Here is an 18885-nt window from a genome sequence, read left to right as displayed (position 1 = left end):
AGATGGCGTCTTATACAAGAGCAATATCAGCAGAGTGGCTCAAGCTGTCGAAGTCCAAATTATGGCCGCAGATTCTGCTGAATGGGGTACTGGTTTTGATGCTGGGGATTCTAGGTGGCAATCCGATCCAGGGAGCCCCATGGGAGTATTTGCTATCCATGATGTGTTTTCTGCATGCGATGCTGCTGCTCCCGATCATGACCGGGATTTTCAGTGCAATGGTGTGCCGCTACGAGCATACCGGTGGGGGATGGAAGCAGCTGCTGGTCCTGCCGGTGTCGCGTGGCGTCGTCTATTCTGCCAAATTCACGGTGGTGGCTATCTTGCTTGCTGCCGTGCAAGTACTGTTTCTGGTGGCTGTCATGGGAGCTGGATGGTTCCATAGGATCGAGGCTCCGATTCCTTGGGAGATGCTGCTGCGCAGCCTGGTGGGTGGCTGGGTTGCTTGTCTGCCGCTTGCCGCGCTTCAGCTTGGTGTTTCCACGGCCTGGAGCAGCTTTGCCGCACCGCTGGCATTAAACGTTGTATTCACCATCCCAAACATCTTGGTGGCTAACTCGCAGACGTATGCCCCTTATTATCCGTGGACACAGCCCTTTCTTGCGATGATGCCAGCGGGTCAAGCCGATTTCGGCGCCTTCAATATTCCGTTTGAGAGCCTTATGATCGTGATTGTTGGCGGGTTTCTGTTATTTTTCCTCGGAGGATTCATCTATTTTCAGCGCAAGGAAGTGTGATTACTCCTAACCGGAGTGCAGCGGATGCATTCCGATAAGAAGCGTTCACCAATGATAAAAGAGCTGCCCCAGGTCCTTGATGGCCTGCTGGAGCAGCTCTTTACGCTATCTTGCTATGGTTGAAGCGAACCCTTGCTAATTCGGCAGCTCTACCCATGCATAAGGGGTGGCGGCTGCCTTTAATCCGTATTCGATGATGGTAATGACGGCAATGGTTTCAGCCGGGTCAACGGCAGGCTTGCCCGTTTCGAAGAAATTCACCAGATTCTCGATGAACAAGGCAAAGAAATTTGAATGGGCGGTAACTTGCTTGAAGCTGCCATCTTCATTTTTAATGCCTAGAGTAAAAGGGCAATTCTCCCCAAGATGATTCACGGCAGCTTGTCGTCCGTTACCGTAATCGATGAGCAGGGCAGGAGAGTCCGGTGTACCAACGAACATGACCCTCTTCGGATCTGCTCCCATCAAACGGACTACGGGTTCGATTTGATGGATCGAATAGTTGGCGAATCCGCCGGGCCCCCAGCTGCTAATGGTCTGAATGCCGCTCCGGTCCAGCTCCGTGTACTCACTGGCAAAACGAAGGGCAGACGTTGAATACATCGGCGTTCCGTGGGCTGTGGCCAGATCGAACATTCGGATCGCTGTCTCTCGGTCAGGAGCGAACGTTTTATCGATATAGGTCGGTTTGCCGGATTGCAGCGGAAGCCGGGACAGCTCCTCATGGAACTCCGGGTTATCCGGGGACAGCACGATCAGGTAATCACTGCGCTCCACCACGTCCTCGATAGCGGGCAGCAGCTCAATTTCATTCTCCTTGCACCAGGCTGCGTTTGTGAGCCCGTTCTCTTTATCTCTTTTGCCGTAAGCGTAAACGACCTTCATGGCACTTCCTGTAGCCTGATCGATCCATCCAGGATATTTATTCGCATGGAATTGGTCCAGATGCAGGTCGATGAATCCGATTTTTTTCATGGTAAAATAGGCCTCCCTGGCTTCGAACTATAGGTTAATGGCTGTTCTGGGCTACGGGTTGCAGCGAAACTTCCGCCCCTTGGTCGGACGAATCGTAGATCGCCTGGATAATCTGGGAGGACAGGATGACGGTATCGATATGCGACGGCTGTTTTTCCCCGGTTTGAATGCACTGAATGAAGCTATCGATCTCATTCTGGAACATGCTGCCGAGGTTGAATTTTGGCGTTGTCTCAATCAAGGCACCGTCCTCCGTGGTGTAGAAGGTAAAGTCTGCGCCATACTTCAACCGTATGCCGCCTTTGTCCCCGAGGAAGTCGATGAACATCTCTTCGGCGCCGATGTTTTGCGCCCATGCGCCGTTCAGGGAAATGGTTGGGCCCTCGGTGCGGACCAGAGCGGTGACAAAATCGTCGACATCATAGGTGCCTTCATATTTCGGAGGACCTGCCCACATTTTGAGGAAGGTGTAGTTCTCCATATCCTTGCCCAGCTTGCAGTAAGCCTGCCCGGACACGGTCTTCGGCTTCGGGTCGCCTGTGCAGTACATCACGACATCGAGGAAGTGAACGCCCCAATCGATCAGCGCGCCGCCACCGGCGATGGCCTTGGTTGTGAAGGCCCCGCCGAGACCCGGAATCGAGCGGTGGGAGCGGAAGCTGGCATATACGTGATACAGCTCGCCGAGATCACCGTTCTGAATCATTTTCTTGATTCTGTTTACGCTTTCATTGTAGCGATTGACCACCCCAATATTGAGGGTTTTGCCGGTTTCGTGCTGAACCTTTTGCATTTCCAGAGCTTCGTCGTAGGTACGGGCGGCGGGCTTTTCGCATAACACATGTTTGCCTGCCCGCAGACAATCCATGGCGATGGATGCATGCACATCATTCGGCGTACAGATCGATACGGCATCCACTTCGGGATCATTCAGGATCTGGTTGTAATCCTCAATGGCCTGGCCGCACTCGTATTTGGTTACGGCAGCATCGGCCCGTTCCTTCACGATATCGCAGAAATACTTGATTTCGGCGTCTTTGTTGGCTATGTAGGCGGGAATATGGGCGCTGTTTGCAATCGTACCGCAGCCAATCACGGCAATTGTAATTTTGTTCATCGGTTCTCCTCCAAAATCGTGGATTGATGATGCAGTGATTACAGGGACTTGTCACTCGATTCTTCGTTCTTGCTTGCCCAGAGTATAGCATGGGAACGATCTATTCGATTTCACTATCGTGTTTATTTATTGGATTATCGTACCGAGGGCGCTAGTCAACGGTTTTAAATGCGTTCTTTTTGTAGTAAGCAGGAGTCGTTCCCGTATACTTCTTGAAAATGCGGCAGAAGTAGGAAAGCTCGTTAAAACCGACCTTGAAACATACATCGGTTATCGTCAGTTCGGGCTCCGTCAGCAGCCGCATCGCCATTCGTATCCGGTAATTGGCCAGGTACTGACTGAAGGTCCGGCCGGTAACTTCCTTGAACCGGCGACAAAAATTCGTCCGGGACATCATCGTCCGGGCACACAGTTCCTCCAGCCACAGGGGCTGGTCATAATGGTCATGAATATACTGGACCGATTCCAGGATGGGCTCCCGGTACGGGTCGCTGCTCGAGCTTGACGATTTAAGCTTGCCCTGGTCGGCATGCTCGCGGTTCAAGATCGCCAGCAGCTTCAGCAGATTGGCTTTTAGCAAAATATCAAAGAATGGACCCCGGCTTCCGTACTCGGCCAGCATTTCGGTAAGCAGTTCCTTCACGGCCAGATCGCTGCTGCCGGTCAAGGTAATCTTGAGCGGAACGCTGTCTTCCGTAGTTATAAAACGCTCGATGAAGGAGAGGTCAAACAGATTCGGCTCAGCTGGCTTCCCATCGAGTCGTTCATTAATGAAGGCAGGCATGAATTCGCAGCCGAGCACCTCCAGCTCTTCCCCCGGTATCATCTCCACGCGATGGACGCTATATGGAGGAAGAACGAATATGTTTCCCTGGACCATTCGGTATTTCTGACCATAGAGGGTGTGGATGAATTCACCTTTGCTGACATACCAGATTTGGAGATAATCGTGCATATGATCGGACAAACTCCCGAACTTCTCGGTAATTCGGTACATTTTGCAAGGCAGGCCGTTTGTCATTTCCAGCTCCGATGTAAAGTAGGCGATACCTTTCCGGGTACATTCGGCGATATCCGGTTCCAGCCAGTGAATAGCCATGATTCGTTCCCTCCCCGCGCTCGTGTAAGATCCTGTTATTCATAGCATAACTGATTCATTACATGAAGGAAGAGGAAAAGTTGAAAAAGTTAGCGGATTCCTGTGGTCAGAGTCATGTGTCTGAATGTTTAGAGGTGAGGATACGATGAGGATTTTGAGAAAGTGTGGGCTGGCGAAAGTAGATGAGGAGCTATAGATTCATGATAAAGAGCCCGGATTCCAAAAATATGGGAAATCCGCGGCTCTTTTCCTTTACGAGCAAAACTCCTTCAGCATCTGCTCCTTCACTTCTTCTATAGGGAATTGCTGGGGATAGGTGGATATCATGAGCATAATGCCTTGAAGTGTAGAAGAAAAATACATGGAACGTTTACGCGGCTCGGGGACCCCTAGCATCTGGAAGATTCCGCATTGAATCTCAAATTGCCGGGCGGCTTCTTCCACAAGACGCTTGCCGTAAGGTATCAACTCTTGGTCGGCCTCGGGCTGGGTTTGAAGATGCAGGTAGAATCGGAAGACTTCCGGCTGCTGATAGACGTTGTCGATCGCATGCTCAATGATGAACCTCAGCTGTTCTGCAGGAGTTTTAAGCGAAGCGGCATCCTCCATAACCTTGGCCACACCTGCAACGCGATCCTCAACCATGGCGGCCAGCAGCGCTTCCTTTCCTGAAAAATAGTTATAGAGCAGTCCCTTGGATATTGCCGCATGTTTGGCTACATCGCTGATGGAAGTCGCATGGTAGCCTTGATGTATGAATAAATCCATGGCGGCTTCCTGAATCTTATCCTTCGCGATCTGGCGTATGCGTTCGTTCTCGCTTGGTGTACGTGGCATGAAACCTTCAGTCCTTCACAAATTGGATGATATGTCGGGATAATTCATTCGGATGCGTTAGTGTGAGCATATGGTCGGCCTCTGAGATAGTGACAAAGCGAGCGCCCGGAACCCTCCGAAATTGTTCTCCTACCTGCCGGTTATCGGGCATTTCATGATCGCCTATGATAAAGAGCGTTTTGGCAGAGATATCTTCTAAACGCTCCATCGCCGGCGGTTCCGGCCAAACCGAGTCAAAGGTAGCCCAGGTAAAGGTATGCTCAAAATGGTGGCGCAGCATCTGGATCATAAGCCCCCGCTCGGCATGGTTTCTCGTTATCTCATAGGAAGGGGGCTCTATGCACAGTTCGATCATTTTCTCGATATCTGGGGCGGCTGCGCTTACCCGCAGCATGTAAGCTTGCATTTCCTCAGAGTAGGGAAAACCGGACAGGGCAGGTGCAATGAGAATCAGTTCCGACACTCTTTCAGGATATTGGATCGCGAACTCTGTTGCAATCTGCCCGCCCATGGAATGACCAACAACCGCAGCTTGAGGAATATTCAGGTGATCAAGGAGAGATAACAAATCCTGCACGTAATTGGCAGGTTCGATGGGGGAAGGAGATCGGCCGGCTCCGCGACCGTCAAAGGCAATAACATGAAAGTCCTCCGATAATAGAGGCACAACCGAGCTCCAATCCCTCATATCCGCTCCACCGCTGTGAATAAGGACGACAGGCTTTCCATTTCCATACACTTCGTAATGCAGATCCATTAGAATATCCTCCAGTTGATTTACATTTATTCTACTGTCTTGATAGGTTTATTTTATTATTGAATGAACGGTCGGTCAATATAAAAACGAAAATACATAATCAGGAGTTACGCACCCGATTCAGGTGCTGCTCAGGAAGCATTGAGTATGGAATATCGCTGTGAATTAATTCACTTATATGGGATGTGAATAATGTTACAATCGAGAAAATTAAATGTAAAGCCTAAGGGGGAACGGACTGTGGCTCGATATTTTAGCGGTAAAGAAGTGGAACTGTTGGCACCTGCCGGAACATTCGAGATATTCAAGACCGTCATTGACGCAAACTGCGACGCTGTTTATTTCGGGGGACCCTCCCTGAACATGCGCATGATGCGCAAGGGATATAACCTGAGTTACGAAGAGGTCAGAGAAGCTGTCCAAATGGCTCATGATCGCGGGAAGCGTGCCTATATCACCGTGAATAACCTGTTGGATGAAGAGGATTTGGAGGAAGCGAAGCGTTATTTTGCTTTCCTGAACGAGATCGGCCCCGATGCAATCATTGCGCAGGACCTGGCCGTGTTTCCTCTGATTCAAGAGATGAACTATGCGAATATTCCGGTTCATTCTTCAGTGATGATGAACGTTCATAATCTGGACATGATCGAAGCCGTTAAAGCGTTGGGGGTTTCACGTATCGTTGCTTCCCGGGAGATGGATCTGAAGACAGTGGAAGTGCTGCATGCCAAGAGCGGGATGGAATTCGAATATTTTATTCACGGCGATATGTGCACGGTCCACGGTGCGAACTGCTTGTACAGCTCGATGCTGTTCGGCAACAGCTCCAGCCGCGGACGCTGCATGAAGCCATGCCGCTGGGATTACCGGGTGAAGAAGGATGGTTACGTCTATCCAACTGAATATCCGCTTGCAGCGAAGGATATGTACATGTACGAGCATATTCCGGAGCTGATCAAGTCCGGCATTACGTCCTTCAAGATTGAAGGTCGGATGAGAGATATTGATTTCTTGCTGATGGTCGTTAATTCCTACGGAGATGCAATCGATCGCTATATTGCGGATCCGCTGGGCTACAACCGCGAGGAGGGATCGGATACGCTGCATAAGAACCGAAAGCGCGATTTCACGACGGCATATGCCTTCGGCAAGCCGGGGCTCGATTTCATTAATCGCCGTTATGAGGGGACAGGCAAGTTCTACAGCACGGGGAAGGTTTTCAGTACGCCAACCGCCGAACGTGAGATGAAGGAGGAGCGGTTGATCCAAGTGAAGGAATCGCTTCGATATGCGAAGCGGGAACGGCAGAGCGCCGCGATTCCGGAAATTACAGTGCATGTGAACAATATGGAGCAGGCTCGCGCGGCATTGGAAGAAGGAGCAAGTTCCATTTACCTGGCAGGCGATGTGTTCCAGCCGGATATTCCATTTGGCCGTGAGGATATCGAAGCCTTAACGGCGGACAAAGGCAGCGCCAAGATTATCCTTGGCATGCCCCGTATGATGGATGAGCTGCATATGGAGCAGTATGCTCATTTTCTGAAGCAGGGCAAAGAGCACAATCATTATGGGCTGGATGGTTTGCTTGTCTCCAACATCGGTGCCATGCACAAGTTCCAATCCCTGGAGCTGCCGATGATGGCCGATTTCAGCTTGAACATTTACAACCATATGGCGGCTTCGTTCTATCAGAAGCATTTTGGCATCACCAGAATCCATCCGTCGCTGGAGCTTCAGCTTAACGATCTGACGAAACTGCTCCGGCATCCGGAATTTACAACCGAGATCATCGTTCACGGATCGCCCATCGTGATGTATCTTGAGCATGACCTATACGCAAATGCGGAAGAGATGGAGTATATTGCGGAAGAAGATAACAAGTATGTCGATAACCGTCATCTCGTGCTGCTTACCGATAAAGGAGAGAATCCTGTATACCGCGATGCCGCTGGTCGGAACCACTTGGCTATGGCGAAGGAGCTGTGCTACATGCCATTCCTGCAGGAACTGCATGAAGCAGGTGTGAATCATTTCCGCATTGAAGGGAAGACGTATACGACAGAGCAGCTTCGCGGTCTGGTGCGGTTGTATTGCCAGGCTGCGCGGAATCTGAATTTATGCGGCAAGCTGTTCGAAGGCATGACGCCGATCTATGCCGGATATACCCTGGGTTCGCTGCAATTCGGCACGGTTATGCAGCGTGAGGGAGAACGGAAACCATCCGAAGAGGTGAGTTTCCATGGCGCATGAGGACCAAGCATATATCGGCCCGGAAGCTATCGTGGCGAAGCGTCGGCAGTACGGCTACCCGTGCACCGCTAATTTCTACAAAGAGCCGCCTCAGATTGTCGGTGGCAAAATGCATATGCTCTACGGTCATGATGGCAAATCGTATGTCGACTTCTTTACGGGGGTGTCGGTGGTTGCTTGCGGTCACTGCAATGAAGCCATTACCGCCCGTACGATCGAGCAGCTCCAGAAGCTGCAGCATACGTCAACCATCTACCTGACCCAGCCCATGGTGGAGCTGGCGGAGCGGTTGGCAGACGGCATTTTGCCTGGAAACCTGAAGCGAACGTTCTTCGTGAACAGCGGGTCCGAGGCGAATGAGGGCGCCCTGCTTGTCGCACGTTTGCATACGAAGCGTCGCCACTTCCTGGCGCTGGAATACGGCCTTCATGGCCGCACCTTCCTGACCATGAATGTGACAGGCATCCCCATGTGGCGTACCGACGACTTCCTGGATGGAGACGTGACTACGTTTATTCCGCGTCCCTATGATCCAGACATGGATCAGGAAGCTGCCGCACGCCGTTCTCTGGATACATTAGCGAGTGTATTGGCGGAGAAGGGGGGCACGTTCGCGGCAATGATCGTGGAGCCGATCCAAGGCAACGGGGGAATGATCGTGCCGCCGGATTGGTATTTCCGCGAGTTGAAGGCGATGCTGGAGCAGCACGGCATTCTGCTGATTGCCGATGAGATTCAGACAGGCTGCGGTCGTACGGGACGGATGTTCGGGATCGAGCATTATGGCATTGTGCCTGACATTCTCACCATGGCGAAGGCATTGGGCAATGGCGTGCCTATCGGCGCCTTCTCCACAACGGATGAGATCGCCGCCAGTCTGAATCGGCCTTCTGCATCGACCTTCGGAGGCAATCCGGTGTCATCCGCAACAGCGCTTGCTGTCTTGGATTACATCGAGCAGGAGGGTTTGGTTGAACGGTCCGGCCGAGTCGGCAGCCGGCTCATCGAAGGTTTGAAGGACTTACAGAACAAATATGGCGTTATCGCTGATGTTCGAGGCAAGGGTCTTATGGCGGGAGCCGAAATCCACGGCGCGTCGGACCAGGAAAGTGCAGCATGGACGGATATGCTTCTGGAGCGTATGAAGGAGGAAGGTTTTATCATCGGCAAAAATGGCGTGGGCCGAAACGTACTTGCTTTTCAGCCGGCGATGGTTACCCCGGAGAAGGAAATCGAAGCGATGCTGATCTCCTTGGATAGCGCGCTTGCAGGGTTATCCCAGAAGTGAACAGATGAGGGTGATATCCTAATGCAGATGATCAATAAGTTCGTTCATAAGACTAAAATGTTCGGAGAGCTGGTGATGTTCTCCCATACGCTGTTCTCGCTGCCTTTTGCGATCATTTCCATGATCTGGGCAGCGGGTGGCATCCCGTCTTGGCGCGTCATGCTGTGGTCACTCGTTGCACTCGTTGCTGCCCGTAATGGGGCCAATGCCTTCAACCGCATCGCCGACTTGAAGTTTGATGCTGCGAATCCGAGAACGGCTAACCGCCACATGCCAAGAAAACTCCTGTTGTCTCGTGAGGTTCATGTGTTTGTCATCGTTAACTTTGCAATCTTCATCCTTGCAGCAGGCATGCTGAATCTGCTGTGTCTGGTGCTGTCGCCGGTAGCGGTTGTACTGATCTGCTCGTATTCGTACACAAAACGCTTTACGTGGTTGTGCCATCTGTACCTGGGCTTTACGATTGCTTCGGCTCCGATCGGGGCATGGTTTGCCGTAACGGGGCAATTCGCCATAATCCCGTTCATCATCGGTACGGTTGTGATGCTGTGGATTGCAGGCTTTGACATTATTTACGCGACACAGGATATCGAGTTCGATCGTAATACAGGTTTGTTCAGTATCCCTGGCGTGTTTGGATTAAAAGGGGCTCTCCTCATTTCCAGGTCGCTGCATGGCATTATGGTTATGCTGCTGGTCTCTCTTTATGTTATCCAAGGCTTGGGCTGGCTCTATCTGACAGGAATTATCATCTCCATGCTGCTGCTTGCCACGGAGCATCGTATCATAAAGCCCTCCAGCCGCAAGGTGATGAATCTGGCCTCCTACAACCTGAATCAGGTGATCAGTATGACGATTCTGTTCTTTACATTGGCTGATCAGTTTCTGCTGTGATAGTAAAAAAACTCCCTTTGACTGCCAGCCCGTACATCGGGTTATGGCATCAAAGGGAGTTTTGTTATTACTTCCCGGCTTTCAGAATAGCGAAGCCGTAAGCTGGCAGCTTGACGGTCAGCTGGCCTTGCTTCGCATTAAGGCTCTCGCCGTTCCACAGGTTGGTCCAGGATGGATCCAGTACAGGGACGGTAATCGTGTTGCCGGCCTTATCGTTGTTGATGGCAATGAGGATCGTTTCGTTGTCGTCCTCACGCAGGTAAGCGATTTTGCCGCCGTTCTTCTCGGCATGCAAGAATTTAAAGCTGCCGGTCCGAAGGGCAGAATGCTCTTTGCGCAGCTTGATGAGCGTTTGGTAGAACGTAAACAGGTCCTTGTCGTGTTTCGTCTCATCCCATTCCATGCATTTGCGGCAGCCCGGGTCGTGCCCGCCGTCCATGCCGATTTCGTCGCCGTAATAGATGCATGGCGTGCCGAAATACGTGAACTGGAACATGGCGGCGAGTTTCATCAGACGTTTGTCGCCGCTGGCTTGCGTTAACAGTCTGGCGGTGTCATGACTGTCCAGCAGGTTGAACATCACTTCGCTGGCTTGTCTTGGATATCCCGCAAGCTGCTTGCCAAGCATGAAGGAGAACTTCTCCGCATCTGCGGTGCGGTTGATGAAGAAGTCCAGAACAGCGTTGGTGAACGGATAGTTCATGACAGCGTCAAACTGGTCGCCTTCGAGCCAGATCGAGGATTCATGCCATACCTCGCCTAGGATGTAAGCATCCGGGTCGGCCTTCTTGACAACCTGACGGAATTCGCGCCAGAAGCTGTGTCCCACCTCGTTGGCCACGTCCAGGCGCCAGCCGTCAATGCCGGTTTCCTTAATCCAGTACTCTGCCGCCTTCAGCAGATAAGCTCGGACTTCCGGATTCTCCGTATTCAGCTTCGGCATCAGCGGTTCGAATGCAAAGGTATCATAAGTCGGAATGCCGTCCACGACTTCCAGCGGCAAGGAACGAACGTAGAACCAATCTTTATATTTGGAGTTCATGCCGTTCTTCTGCACGTCAACGAATGGGGCAAACGTTTTGCCGGAATGATTGAATACCGCATCCAGCAGGACGCGGATTCCGCGCGCATGGCACAGGTCCACGAGTTTCTTCAGCGTGTCCTTGTCGCCGAACTGCGGATCGATTTCGAGGTAATCCTCGGTATCGTATTTATGGTTTGTGGTTGCCGTGAACAGCGGCGTGAAGTAAATCGCGTTAACCCCAAGCTCACTAATATAATCCAGGTGGTCGATTACACCCTGAAGGTCACCGCCGAAGAAGTTCTTCGGTGTTGGCTCTGCGCTGCCCCAAGGCAAGGCGCCTTCCGGATCATTGCTCGTGTCGCCGTTTGCGAAGCGTTCCGGGAAAATTTGATAGAAAATGGCGTCCTTCACCCATGCCGGCGGCTGGAAAACGTCATCCGGATTGATGAACGGATACTCGAACAGGCGGTCCGGATTGGCCGGCGGCTCCGTCAGAAAATCATATTCGGTCATCCAGCGCTTTTCCTGGCCCTGCTGGAGCAGAAAGCCGTATTTCAGGCGGCGATAGGGAGGGGTTGCCTCGCACTCCCAATAATCGAACATCTCATCCGAGGACAGCTTGGTCATCGGAATGTATTCCATCGTCTGATCCCATAAATATTTGTCGCCAGCAAGCGCGTACACCTCGGTAATATCATCTTTTTTGGTGCGGATTCTGAGATGGATGGTCGTTCCGTCGTAAGCATAAGACCAGTTTTTGCGCGGACGGTGATAGATGGCTTCCAAGAACATCGATAATTCCTCCTTAGATTAAGTAAAATAAAAAAAGGCACAGCCAGGACTATGAATAGCCGAGGTTGTACCTTTGTAAGATAACATTGCCTTTAGATTATGAATTTGGAATCTCAGGTGTCGATGATTTCATTTGCTCTTTAAAAATATACCATGGGCTGTGAGCGTATACAAGCCCCTCGTAGGACATTCAAGAAGAATGACAACGAATGATACCGGAGGTCCGGCTGGAGCGATAGGCTTGTGAGGAAAGAGCGGAGGTTTGTTGTATAATGGAGAGACAAGGACAGGCCTGAACATGGAGACAGGTATTTTAGGAGGAAATTAAATGCAGTACGATGATCAGATGAAAAACCGGATCAAGCGGATTGAAGGACAGCTTCGCGGGATATTGAAGATGATGGAAGAGAACAAGGATTGCCGGGAAGTCATCACACAATTATCCGCTTCACGCACGGCGATTGACCGGACCATTGGCGTTGTTGTGAGCTCAAATCTGGTGGATTGTGTACGCAAGGCCGAGGAGAACGGTGAGGATACGGAGAAGCTTGTGCTGGAGGCCGTGAATTTGCTTGTAAAGAGCAGGTAATTTGTGAACGGGCAAAATGGGTAAAGGTATGATAACGGCTTTTTTAAGGAGGGTACTCAAATGTCGGTAAATGAACGAATTATTCTAGCCAAGCGGCCGCAAGGTATGCCGGATGAGTCTGATTTTGCGTTTGAGGAACAGCCTTTGCCTGTCCCGCAGGCGGGAGAAGTACTCGTACGGACCGTATACTTATCGGTTGATCCATATATGCGGGGCAGAATGAGTGATGCCAAAAGTTATGCCAAACCCTATGAGGTCGGACAGGTGATTGCAGGCGGCGCAGTAGGGCAGGTGATGGAATCGACGGATCCGACCTATCGGGAGGGCGATCTTGTCACAGGCAGCTGGGGATGGCAGCGCTTTGCCGCTGTGAGCACTGGGACGCTGCGTAAGGTCAACCCGGATCTCGCACCCGTATCGACAGCACTCGGTGTACTGGGGATGACGGGGCTGACAGCTTACTTTGGACTACTCGATATCGGCCAGCCGCAGGCTGGTGAAACGGTGGTTGTATCTGGCGGTGCAGGTGCCGTTGGCATGATTGTGGGGCAGATTGCCAAGATCAAGGGAGCCCGGGTGGTCGGTATTGCCGGTTCGGATGAGAAGACAACGTATCTGACCGAGGAGCTTGGATTCGACGCGGCGATCAATTATCGGACGGATGATCTGAAGGCAGCTCTAGTCGAGGCTTGTCCCGAAGGGGTTGACGTTTATTTTGACAATGTGGGTGGTGACGTTTCCGATCAGGTCCTGCGCTTGATTAACAAAAACGCGCGGATCCCGATCTGCGGGCAAATCGCACTTTATAATCTGGAGAAACCGGACACAGGTCCGAGAATTCAGAGCTTGCTGCTTACCAATACCGCGCTGATGAAAGGGTTCCTGGTTGGCGATTACGCCAGCCGGTACAATGAGGGACTGCATGAGCTGGCCGAATGGCTGAGAGACGGCAAAATCAAACACGCCGAAAATGTGGTTGATGGCTTTGATAAGACCCTGGAGGCGTTTCTGGGGCTATTCACAGGCGAGAACCTGGGAAAACAGCTGGTGAAAGTAAGCGAAGAACAGAAGTAGGAACCTCTGTTTTACAATATAAAAGAGTGCCAGATTCACATGGGGCCTGCAGGAAACTCCTCAAGACGGAGTTTGGGGCCCAGAAGGCATTGGCCTTCCTTCCAGTGTGATTCGGCACTCTTTTTTGCTGTCATGGTGTTGGAAGAGCGTGTTACATTGCAGCCTCCGGGGTCGAGAATTGCTGATACTGGCGATACATGGAGATGCGCCAGTGGACAATCATCCCGTAAGCCAGCATGAAGAACAGCGCCGCTGTCTGCGGGATGGAAATATGCTGCTCAATATATCCATGCAGCAGGAGCCGGACAGCCAGCAGACCAAGCAGGATGTAGACGAAGCTTTTCGACTTCTGCATGAAGATCTGTCCCTCGACCTTCTCGAATTTCGTGCTTCGGATCAGGGGATAGGAGAAGATGAACCAGCCGACCAAAAAGGCTGCTCCTGCCCACCATAAGGGGATGCGGACCTGCTGCTCTACAAACATCAGAAATCCGGTGCTCATCGCAACCGGCGGAATGATAATCTTCTTAACGGTTACGGGACGATGACTCGCTTTCATCCGAATGAAAATCACGGTCACGGCCATAACCAGCATGGCGATCGTAGAGCCTATTTGAAGAATTGGGGAATCGAAGTCAACCACAATTCAGAACCTCTTTCCATAAATAAGATGACACGACAGTGTGCTTCTTCTGATTATAGCACATTCTTATGCCAGGCAAAATCAGGCAAATGCAGAGGTTCCGCGCTTCATCGCTGGCTGTTCTGTTGATGGAGCCCGTCAATGAATATCCGGATCATGAAATTCAGGCTGTCATCCAGATCCAGATCGAGTGCGAATTGACCGGAACGTTCCAGAGAGGAAAAGCCATGACAAAGGCTGCGAAGTGTTCGTACCGTATGAAGAGCCTCCGGCTCACTAAGCTGGTAAGGAGTCAATATCCGCAGCAGCAGCTCCACAATCTGATTCCCTACGCGCTGCGTCTCTTGCTGGTCCGGGCGTAGAGGCTGCAGCGCAGCTTCATACAATCCGGGGTGGGATCTTGCAAAGTCAACATAGGTAAGGCATACGAAACGCAGCGCGTCTTCACCTGAGCGGCCGGCGACAGCTTTCAGCATTTGTTCGTGGAGGGTCTGCAGTCCATGCAGCGTCAGAGCGGCATGCAGACCTGAAAGTCCGTCTACATGATTATACAGGGAAGGGGATCGAACCCCAAGCTTACCCGCAAGTGCAGCCAAGGTCACAGCGTGAAGCCCACCCTGATCCGCGAGCTCGGCCGCGGATTGAAGCAGCTGGAGTCGATCTATGCCGGGTCTCGGGCTCATTTCGTATTTCTCCTGAAAGCGGATTCCGCTTGCGTAACAGCCTGCTGCATGCTGGCGGTCGGGTTGGTTAGCATTTTTCCATGGCCGACAGCCAGAACGGCGGGCTTCAGGGCAGTCAATGATGTGGCGCTTTGCAGCGAATGCTCTTTGCTCCATGTAGCCATGGCAGGGAAAGGAAACAAGGGATTAAGCATGCCGGATACAGCTAATCCGCCCCGGGTTAGCCAAGCATCGCCCGCAATCAGGATACCGCTGCGCTCATCGAGAAATGCCATATGTCCAGGTGTATGACCCGGGGATGCAATGGCTTTGAGTGAGCCTATGGAATCGCCCCCGCTCAGCAGCACATCGGGAACCGTGGTTATGTTCTTGGGGATCCCTCCGCGAATCGGAGTTTGCTGCTCTCCAGGCAGGAGCTCGGTGTTGCCCTTAAGGAGCAAGGCGTCACGCCGCGAGATGTAAACAGAGGCATCCGGAAGCTCCTTCTTTAACCCGTCGAGAGCTCCGACATGATCACCATGGGCATGGGTCAATACGATGCGGGTTATGGGTTTGCCTATAGCGGATGCAGCTTGAAGGATTCCTTTTTGGGAAAAAGACATCCCGGCATCAATAAGTGTCAATCCGTCGTTTTCTTCAACAAGGTAGACATTAACCGGGAATAAACGAGGAAGAAAAGAAATTTGGGTCACGTGCTCTATCGTAGTTTTTAACATAAAAAGAGTTCCCCTTTCGTCGTAAACTAATCATATTAGTATTATAACTAATACAATTAGTTTTATCAAGCCTAAAATTAAGCCTGAATTGTAACATTTTCATGAATTTGTCAATTAAATCGCTAAAATTTTTATAAATTTACCAAATTTTGAGTGCAATATTCATCGTTTTGCGTTACCATAATGATAGATAATCGGAAAAAATTGTAGATTGTTTTACTATGAAGAATGAGGGGCGGACGACATGGATATTTTCAAACGCATCGTTATTTTGATGGTGATGTATGCCTTCTCCGCTGTACTGTTATATATAGCCAGCCAGCACACGCCATATTTGCTTCCTGTCATTTGGATTTCTGCGCTTATGCTGCTGTTATGCGGCATCGCCTATCTGGGATACCACTACTTTTTCAAGATACGCAGAAGACGAAGTTAAACGAAGAATGAAATACAGGTCTGCCCTATCCGGGTGGGCTTTTTTTGTGCCTGTTCGGGACAGCATGCGCTGGGGCTTGAAACTTGTCGTCAGACGATGCCTTTTGTTTGTTTGTCTAGTGAGGTTGGAGAAAAATAAAAAAACCGTTTGAAACACACCGCAGTCTTATATACAGTGATTGAATAACGAGGCAGGTCGGATGAGGGGAAGGTATATCGCATGATGGATCATAAAGAGCTTGCCGCTGCGGCATGCAGAGGGGATGAAGAAGCATTCTATTCACTCGTAACGGAGCACCGCAGGCGTTTATACGCAATCGCGTACAGTTATTTGCATAATGAGAGCGACGCACTGGAGGTATTGCAGGAGACGGTATACCGGGCGTGGATGAAGTGCGGGAAGCTGAAGCATCCGGAGGCGTTTGTTCCTTGGCTTATCCGGATATTGATTAACTGCTGTATTGATGAGCAGAAACGAAAAAAGCGCACGGTGCCGGTAGAGGAGGTACGCAGCCAGGAGATGGCTGCCGAGATGGTCAGTGACAGCAAGCTGGATCTGGAGCGGGCACTCAGCCGCATGAAACCCAAATATCGCCATGTGTTGATTCTGAAGTATTACCAGGACATGACGATCGCCGATATCGCGAAAATTCTGGATTGTCCTGAGGGGACCGTCAAAACCCGGCTTCATCAGGGATTAAAGCTGCTTCGGCAGAAAATCGAGCCAGGAGGTGCCATATTCCATGTTTGAGAAGGAAGAGCGCATGCTGAAAGAGATGAATAAATCCGCGGAGGTCAGCACAGAGGCTGTCACCGATGAAGCACTGGACGCGGCGGTTCGAAGCGGGATGCGGAGAGGACGGCGCCACCGGCAGCTTCGTGCCCGTTTGGTTTCCTTCTCCGCGGTGATGGTAACCGTAGCGGCCGCGCTGCTGCTGGCAGTATGGGGCGGGGACGAGAGCGGATTGAAGCCGAAGGAGCAGATGGCGGCTCAAGGGCCGTATCCGCCGCTGACGGGGTTTGATTTTGGCGAAGATATTACGCTGAATACGGCGAATAAATATGGAATGATTCAGCCGGTTAATCAATCGGTAACAAAGGGAGACTACACCGTAACCGTGAACGGGGTGCTGGTGGGCTCCCAGCGGATGGACGTATTTTATACTGTCCAGAATATGGCGGAGGATCCGGCCGACTTGAAGAGGGTCGTACTGAAGCATCCGGGCTCAAGCGATTCGCTGCCCTACAGTGTGGGCTCTTCCGGAGGGAACAAGCTGGCACCCGGTGTGCTGCACCGATCCCAACTGGATGTTCAGACGAATGAGGACACCCCGCTGCCGCAGGAGCTGACCTTCTCTTTTATCCTGGCCCCGTATTCCACGAATACGGTCTATGAATCCTCGGCGGAAAACGAGCAGGTGATCGATATTAACGTTTCCATTGATGTACAGACTGCCCAGAAGTACCTCACCACGATTCCAATCAACAAAATGCTGCAGATTGAGAAGCAGAGGTTCTACTTGAAGGAAGCCGTTCTGTCACCGGCTGGAATTGTTGTGAAAGCCAACATTCCGTCAAGCAATACCATGAAGGTATCCGGTCTGTGGGGTGTTTATCTGGAGACTGTCGTTAACGGTGAGAAGATCAGATTGAACAGCGATTCCGCGTTCTTGCCGGGTGCCGGGGGAGGAGATATGACTTATTTCTTCGAAAGCAATATATTGGAGAAACCCGAATCAATCATGCTGAAGGCGGACGGATTCCAGGCAGTTGACCCTTCCACGATGCAGCTCGTTGTTGATACGGAGAAGGGGAAAGTAATCCGTTCGCCGGATGGAGACATTCAGTTCGGAGAGTATACGAAGCATATGCTGACACTGGAATATGAAGAGCGGGCCGACAGGCATATGGGCAGTGTATCGATTGAGCCCGAGTTCGTGGATGGTGAGGGGAACAAACATATGATTAATGAGGATGCAGGGGGAGTCAACTCATCATCCCATTCTTCTTCCGATACGGGAATAAGCAGGATTACTCAGTATATATACCTTAAACCGCAAGAATATCCTCAGCCGCTCACGTTCACACTAAGCAGCTACCCTGGCGTCATGGAGCAGGCCTTCGAGGTGCCGATTCAATGAAATTAGAGATGCTGAAAGCTCATCAGAATAACCAATGCACCGAATGCGATGATCATTTTGCCGGCAAATTTTAAGTACCATATTCTCAAATCGCTGAGCTCAATGTCATCTCTCGATCTTCTGAACCACCATGAATCCGGATGTCGGATGGAATATCTGCCAATCGCGATGAGTGCAATGCCTATTAACGCAGTAAAAATGAAGTTGAACATGGATAATCAGCTCCTTTAACCATAATTACGTATGATGATCTGGAATGGTCCCACATTTGCAAGCATGCTATAAGGACGACTCTTGGACACAAAAGGAACTGCCGCCCGACCTGATGACGGGGGCAGTTCCTTTTCTTGTTTCTTTATATCCTAAATCGTAGATTGATTGCGCTATTCCCTATGCTTGTTAGGCGAGCTTCCTTCGGTTCCCTTTGCATCGAGCAGCTCGATTAGAGCTTTGGGTACTCCGTTAAGGAGCAGCCATTGACGCAGCGTCTCGATGGCCCGAATGTGGCCATTCCCTTCATCCCGCCAGGTCAGCAGCTCAACTACCTTAATGACCAGGAGCATCAGCTCCATTTTGTCATGTTCGGTTTGGTCTGCCCGAATTTTTTGAAATACGGCTTCTTTCTCCCAATCAAGCAATATTTCTTCACCTATCGTAGGTTTCATGAGTGAATAGCTGAAATCGCACTGCGGGCAGTGGACCGTGTTAAACTGTTCTGATTCGAACGCAACCCGGATATCAGTTTGACACTGACGGCAGTGGAACTGGACTTGAATTGCTGTGTTTGTGTTTGTCTCCATGTGTGTTGCCTCCTTCTAAGAGAAAGGTATTCTC

20 protein-coding genes are annotated in these 18885 nt (G+C 51.0%); 9 read left to right on the top strand and 11 right to left on the bottom strand.

Annotated features, from left to right (window positions below):
* Positions 1-2 precede the first annotated feature (2 nt).
* Positions 3-737 (top strand): ABC transporter permease, encoded by a 735-nt coding sequence (locus tag PGL02S_RS12835; protein WP_036643816.1) that lies wholly within the window; start codon positions 3-5, stop codon positions 735-737.
* A 135-nt stretch (positions 738-872) separates the two neighbouring features.
* On the opposite strand, the gene PGL02S_RS12830 is transcribed toward PGL02S_RS12835, so the two are convergent.
* The 5 genes from PGL02S_RS12830 to PGL02S_RS12810 all read right to left on the bottom strand — a co-directional run bounded on the left by PGL02S_RS12830 (position 873) and on the right by PGL02S_RS12810 (position 5522).
* The gene (locus PGL02S_RS12830; protein WP_006207971.1) at positions 873-1712 is read right to left on the bottom strand and encodes a Gfo/Idh/MocA family oxidoreductase; all 840 of its coding nucleotides are present in this window, start codon (positions 1710-1712) and stop codon (positions 873-875) included.
* A 34-nt stretch (positions 1713-1746) separates the two neighbouring features.
* Positions 1747-2829, bottom strand: a complete 1083-nt coding sequence (locus PGL02S_RS12825) for a Gfo/Idh/MocA family protein (protein ID WP_036643813.1) — start codon at positions 2827-2829, stop codon at positions 1747-1749.
* Between the two features lie 151 nt (positions 2830-2980).
* Positions 2981-3928, bottom strand: a complete 948-nt coding sequence (locus tag PGL02S_RS12820; RefSeq protein WP_036643811.1) for a helix-turn-helix domain-containing protein — start codon at positions 3926-3928, stop codon at positions 2981-2983.
* A gap of 252 nt (positions 3929-4180) precedes the next feature.
* On the bottom strand, positions 4181-4765 hold the full coding sequence (locus tag PGL02S_RS12815) for a TetR/AcrR family transcriptional regulator (protein WP_036643809.1): 585 nt from the start codon (positions 4763-4765) through the stop codon (positions 4181-4183).
* 7 nt (positions 4766-4772) lie between these two features.
* Positions 4773-5522, bottom strand: a complete 750-nt coding sequence (locus PGL02S_RS12810) for an alpha/beta fold hydrolase (RefSeq protein WP_036643808.1) — start codon at positions 5520-5522, stop codon at positions 4773-4775.
* A gap of 240 nt (positions 5523-5762) precedes the next feature.
* On the opposite strand from PGL02S_RS12810, the gene PGL02S_RS12805 reads away from it, so the two are divergent.
* From PGL02S_RS12805 to PGL02S_RS12795, 3 genes are read left to right on the top strand one after another with little or no spacing between them, the layout of a single operon-like run.
* Complete coding sequence (locus tag PGL02S_RS12805) at positions 5763-7772, top strand: peptidase U32 family protein (RefSeq protein WP_036643806.1); 2010 nt, start codon at positions 5763-5765, stop codon at positions 7770-7772.
* Complete coding sequence (locus tag PGL02S_RS12800; protein ID WP_036643805.1) at positions 7762-9060, top strand: aspartate aminotransferase family protein; 1299 nt, start codon at positions 7762-7764, stop codon at positions 9058-9060. The genes PGL02S_RS12805 and PGL02S_RS12800 overlap by 11 nt, the downstream gene beginning before the upstream one ends.
* 21 nt (positions 9061-9081) lie before the next feature.
* Positions 9082-9954, top strand: a complete 873-nt coding sequence (locus tag PGL02S_RS12795) for a UbiA-like polyprenyltransferase (protein ID WP_006207978.1) — start codon at positions 9082-9084, stop codon at positions 9952-9954.
* A gap of 67 nt (positions 9955-10021) precedes the next feature.
* Here PGL02S_RS12795 and PGL02S_RS12790 read toward each other — a convergent pair whose 3' ends face one another.
* Positions 10022-11770, bottom strand: coding sequence for an alpha-glycosidase (locus PGL02S_RS12790; RefSeq protein ID WP_036643803.1), 1749 nt, complete (start codon positions 11768-11770; stop codon positions 10022-10024).
* A gap of 328 nt (positions 11771-12098) precedes the next feature.
* Between PGL02S_RS12790 and PGL02S_RS12785 the strand changes: the two genes are divergently transcribed.
* Both PGL02S_RS12785 and PGL02S_RS12780 read left to right on the top strand, forming a co-directional pair.
* Positions 12099-12359, top strand: coding sequence for a metal-sensitive transcriptional regulator (locus PGL02S_RS12785; RefSeq protein WP_036643802.1), 261 nt, complete (start codon positions 12099-12101; stop codon positions 12357-12359).
* Positions 12360-12419: 60 nt separating this feature from the next.
* A complete protein-coding gene (locus tag PGL02S_RS12780; protein WP_036643800.1) occupies positions 12420-13433 on the top strand; it encodes an NADP-dependent oxidoreductase in 1014 nt (337 codons plus the stop codon).
* Between the two features lie 151 nt (positions 13434-13584).
* Here the strand turns inward: PGL02S_RS12780 and PGL02S_RS12775 are convergent, their stop codons facing one another.
* From PGL02S_RS12775 to PGL02S_RS12765, 3 genes are all read right to left on the bottom strand, one after another.
* Entirely contained in the window at positions 13585-14076 is a 492-nt protein-coding gene (locus PGL02S_RS12775; RefSeq protein ID WP_006207982.1) for a cytochrome c biogenesis protein CcdC, read from the bottom strand.
* A 107-nt stretch (positions 14077-14183) separates the two neighbouring features.
* Positions 14184-14759, bottom strand: a complete 576-nt coding sequence (locus PGL02S_RS12770) for a TetR/AcrR family transcriptional regulator (protein ID WP_036643796.1) — start codon at positions 14757-14759, stop codon at positions 14184-14186.
* Positions 14756-15475, bottom strand: a complete 720-nt coding sequence (locus tag PGL02S_RS12765; RefSeq protein ID WP_036643793.1) for an MBL fold metallo-hydrolase — start codon at positions 15473-15475, stop codon at positions 14756-14758. Before PGL02S_RS12765 ends, PGL02S_RS12770 begins: the two co-directional genes overlap by 4 nt.
* A 244-nt stretch (positions 15476-15719) precedes the next feature.
* Here PGL02S_RS12765 and PGL02S_RS12760 point away from each other — a divergent pair, with 244 nt between their 5' ends.
* The 3 genes from PGL02S_RS12760 to PGL02S_RS12750 all read left to right on the top strand — a co-directional run bounded on the left by PGL02S_RS12760 (position 15720) and on the right by PGL02S_RS12750 (position 18051).
* Positions 15720-15911, top strand: a complete 192-nt coding sequence (locus PGL02S_RS12760; RefSeq protein WP_006207985.1) for a hypothetical protein — start codon at positions 15720-15722, stop codon at positions 15909-15911.
* A 219-nt stretch (positions 15912-16130) separates the two neighbouring features.
* Positions 16131-16661 carry a sigma-70 family RNA polymerase sigma factor gene (locus PGL02S_RS12755; RefSeq protein ID WP_036643791.1) on the top strand — a complete coding sequence of 177 codons (531 nt, stop codon included), beginning with the start codon at positions 16131-16133 and terminating at the stop codon, positions 16659-16661.
* Complete coding sequence (locus PGL02S_RS12750; protein ID WP_036643789.1) at positions 16654-18051, top strand: DUF4179 domain-containing protein; 1398 nt, start codon at positions 16654-16656, stop codon at positions 18049-18051. The genes PGL02S_RS12755 and PGL02S_RS12750 overlap by 8 nt, the downstream gene beginning before the upstream one ends.
* 2 nt (positions 18052-18053) lie before the next feature.
* On the opposite strand, the gene PGL02S_RS12745 is transcribed toward PGL02S_RS12750, so the two are convergent.
* A complete protein-coding gene (locus PGL02S_RS12745) occupies positions 18054-18263 on the bottom strand; it encodes a hypothetical protein (protein ID WP_036643786.1) in 210 nt (69 codons plus the stop codon).
* A 171-nt stretch (positions 18264-18434) separates the two neighbouring features.
* Complete coding sequence (locus PGL02S_RS12740; protein ID WP_006207989.1) at positions 18435-18851, bottom strand: hypothetical protein; 417 nt, start codon at positions 18849-18851, stop codon at positions 18435-18437.
* Positions 18852-18885 lie beyond the last annotated feature (34 nt).

Source organism: Paenibacillus glucanolyticus NBRC 15330, assembly GCF_004000885.1.
GTDB classification, from domain to species: Bacteria; Bacillota; Bacilli; order Paenibacillales; family Paenibacillaceae; genus Paenibacillus_AQ; species Paenibacillus_AQ glucanolyticus.
Note: the sequence above shows the minus strand (reverse complement) of the source record. Positions and strands in the feature narration are given on the sequence as shown.

What these genes read in the sequence shown, in the direction of transcription:
- PGL02S_RS12835 (WP_036643816.1), top strand. Translation starts at nt 3, where the DNA reads ATGGCGTCTTATACAAGAGCAATATCAGCAGAGTGGCTCAAGCTGTCG.
- PGL02S_RS12830 (WP_006207971.1), bottom strand. Translation starts at nt 1,712, where the DNA reads ATGAAAAAAATCGGATTCATCGACCTGCATCTGGACCAATTCCATGCG.
- PGL02S_RS12825 (WP_036643813.1), bottom strand. Translation starts at nt 2,829, where the DNA reads ATGAACAAAATTACAATTGCCGTGATTGGCTGCGGTACGATTGCAAAC.
- PGL02S_RS12820 (WP_036643811.1), bottom strand. Translation starts at nt 3,928, where the DNA reads ATGGCTATTCACTGGCTGGAACCGGATATCGCCGAATGTACCCGGAAA.
- PGL02S_RS12815 (WP_036643809.1), bottom strand. Translation starts at nt 4,765, where the DNA reads ATGCCACGTACACCAAGCGAGAACGAACGCATACGCCAGATCGCGAAG.
- PGL02S_RS12810 (WP_036643808.1), bottom strand. Translation starts at nt 5,522, where the DNA reads ATGGATCTGCATTACGAAGTGTATGGAAATGGAAAGCCTGTCGTCCTT.
- PGL02S_RS12800 (WP_036643805.1), top strand. Translation starts at nt 7,762, where the DNA reads ATGGCGCATGAGGACCAAGCATATATCGGCCCGGAAGCTATCGTGGCG.
- PGL02S_RS12795 (WP_006207978.1), top strand. Translation starts at nt 9,082, where the DNA reads ATGCAGATGATCAATAAGTTCGTTCATAAGACTAAAATGTTCGGAGAG.
- PGL02S_RS12790 (WP_036643803.1), bottom strand. Translation starts at nt 11,770, where the DNA reads ATGTTCTTGGAAGCCATCTATCACCGTCCGCGCAAAAACTGGTCTTAT.
- PGL02S_RS12785 (WP_036643802.1), top strand. Translation starts at nt 12,099, where the DNA reads ATGCAGTACGATGATCAGATGAAAAACCGGATCAAGCGGATTGAAGGA.
- PGL02S_RS12780 (WP_036643800.1), top strand. Translation starts at nt 12,420, where the DNA reads ATGTCGGTAAATGAACGAATTATTCTAGCCAAGCGGCCGCAAGGTATG.
- PGL02S_RS12770 (WP_036643796.1), bottom strand. Translation starts at nt 14,759, where the DNA reads ATGAGCCCGAGACCCGGCATAGATCGACTCCAGCTGCTTCAATCCGCG.
- PGL02S_RS12765 (WP_036643793.1), bottom strand. Translation starts at nt 15,475, where the DNA reads ATGTTAAAAACTACGATAGAGCACGTGACCCAAATTTCTTTTCTTCCT.
- PGL02S_RS12760 (WP_006207985.1), top strand. Translation starts at nt 15,720, where the DNA reads ATGGATATTTTCAAACGCATCGTTATTTTGATGGTGATGTATGCCTTC.
- PGL02S_RS12755 (WP_036643791.1), top strand. Translation starts at nt 16,131, where the DNA reads ATGATGGATCATAAAGAGCTTGCCGCTGCGGCATGCAGAGGGGATGAA.
- PGL02S_RS12750 (WP_036643789.1), top strand. Translation starts at nt 16,654, where the DNA reads ATGTTTGAGAAGGAAGAGCGCATGCTGAAAGAGATGAATAAATCCGCG.
- PGL02S_RS12745 (WP_036643786.1), bottom strand. Translation starts at nt 18,263, where the DNA reads ATGTTCAACTTCATTTTTACTGCGTTAATAGGCATTGCACTCATCGCG.
- PGL02S_RS12740 (WP_006207989.1), bottom strand. Translation starts at nt 18,851, where the DNA reads ATGGAGACAAACACAAACACAGCAATTCAAGTCCAGTTCCACTGCCGT.